Genomic DNA, 1862 nt, shown 5'->3' on the forward strand with positions numbered 1-1862 from the left:
CATCATTTATGGTGTGTTTGGCCAATTGTTGGAGGTAGGTATTAAGTGCCGTTGAATCTTTTTGAAAGCCTTTATAATCCACACTTCCCACAGAATCAACGTGTTTCACCAATAAATCTGTCCACAATTGGTGGTCGTGAATTTTTAAGTGGTCTACCATTTCTCCTTTGGGGTAGTTTCTACCTTGCGACAATGCCTCTTGTTGTGGTGTGGCCTGGGTGTTGGCATATTCTGGAACTTTAACTCCCTTCCCGGTTGTGCAAGAAACAAAGAGAAAGCTACCGAGCAGTAATCCGAAGGCGCTGAATTGGCGTATATGTGTTATATTTAAGTTCATAGTTATTAAAATTAATCAAATCGCGTGAAATTATCCATCATCATACCCACACTTAATGAGGAAGATAACATTGAAAAGCTACTCCGTTTTTTAACCGGGCTCCAAGAAACCTACGTAGAAATCTTGGTTGTGGATGGAGGCTCCGAAGATAGAACGGTTGAACGTGTAAAGGCTTACAAAAATGTGCTTTGTTTTGACACACAATTGGCCAGTAGAGCAAAACAAATGAATTACGGAGCAGAAATGGCAAGGGGAGAAATGTTGTATTTCATTCATGCTGATGTAATGCCTCTGAAGAGTTTCTATGAAGATATTTTACATGCAGTAAAGGCCGGATATTCCTTTGGTTGTTATCGTTTTAAGTTCGATAAATCACACAGAGCTTTACAGTTTAACGCCTATTTTACGCGTTTCAATAGAATGTTTTGTCGAGGAGGAGATCAAACGATGTTCATTACCAAGGCATTATTTAATAAATATAACGGCTTCGATACCTATTATTCAATCATGGAAGATTTCGACTTTATCCGCCGCGTAAAAAAGAAAGAAAAGTTTAAAATCATTCCAAAATCGGTAGTGGTTTCAGCCAGAAAATATGATCATAATTCTTACTTCAAGGTGAATATGATTAACCTTTTCAGTTATTGGATGTTCATGTTGGGCAAATCACCAGATACGATACGTAAATTCTATAAGAAGAATTTGGTGATGAAATATGAATAATCTTAGCTATGTTGTTAAGTAGGAGCAAACGGCCAGGCTACCCTTCCAGTCCCCAGGTAACTTGGGGAGCTTTCCATACGCTCTTTGTTGGGTAGTTTAAATCCGAATGAAAGAGCATTCACCCTAGAAGATTTAAAGAAAAGTAAATGTCAACCGTAATGCGCTAAATTTCAACGCTTCTCCCTGCGTAAATAGGATCCTCTATCCTCTTTTTCTCGCGCTCCATACTGCTTTTACCATATTCTCAGATCTAAAACAGGAATGCAATCGTTATTTCTTTATTTTTGTATTCTAAAAATTACAGATTAATGAGTTTACTTACAGTAGGAAGCGTAGCTTTTGACGCGATAGAAACCCCTTTTGGAAAGACGGATAAGATTATTGGTGGAGCAGGTACTTACATTGCTTTTGCATCTTCATATTTTCAACCCACACAGAACATTGTTTCTGTAGTAGGAGAGGACTTCCCAAAAGAGATGATTGAAAAACTTGCGTCTAGAGGTGTAAATGTTGAAGGTTTACAAGTGAAAGAAGGAGAGAAGACTTTCTTCTGGTCGGGTAAATACCACAACGACATGAATACGCGTGATACTTTGGTTACGGAATTAAATGTATTGGAGCACTTCGATCCTATTATTCCTGCATCTTACCAAGGAGCGGATTACGTAATGTTAGGAAACTTATCTCCACAAGTTCAAAGTACAGTAATCGAAAGATTAGCAGAGCGTCCAAAATTGGTTGCAATGGATACAATGAATTTCTGGATGGACATCGCCATGGATGATTTGAAAAAGACTTTGAC

The 1862-nt window shown here is 38.2% G+C and carries 1 protein-coding gene and 2 pseudogenes; 2 read left to right on the forward strand and 1 reads right to left on the reverse strand.

Translation table 11 applies throughout. The annotated features are described in order from the left end of the window. Nucleotides 1–337: pseudogene (locus tag R3333_RS14395) on the reverse strand (hypothetical protein); the annotation flags it as partial. 24 nt (nucleotides 338–361) lie between these two features. Here R3333_RS14395 and R3333_RS14400 point away from each other — a divergent pair. Then, on the forward strand, nucleotides 362–1060 hold the full coding sequence (locus tag R3333_RS14400) for a TIGR04283 family arsenosugar biosynthesis glycosyltransferase (RefSeq protein WP_318959459.1): 699 nt from the start codon (nucleotides 362–364) through the stop codon (nucleotides 1058–1060). A gap of 308 nt (nucleotides 1061–1368) precedes the next feature. Continuing rightward, nucleotides 1369–1862, forward strand: a pseudogene (locus R3333_RS14405) (sugar kinase); the annotation flags it as partial.

It is taken from the genome of Lishizhenia sp. (assembly GCF_033720595.1).
Classification (GTDB): Bacteria; Bacteroidota; Bacteroidia; order Flavobacteriales_D; family Crocinitomicaceae; genus Lishizhenia.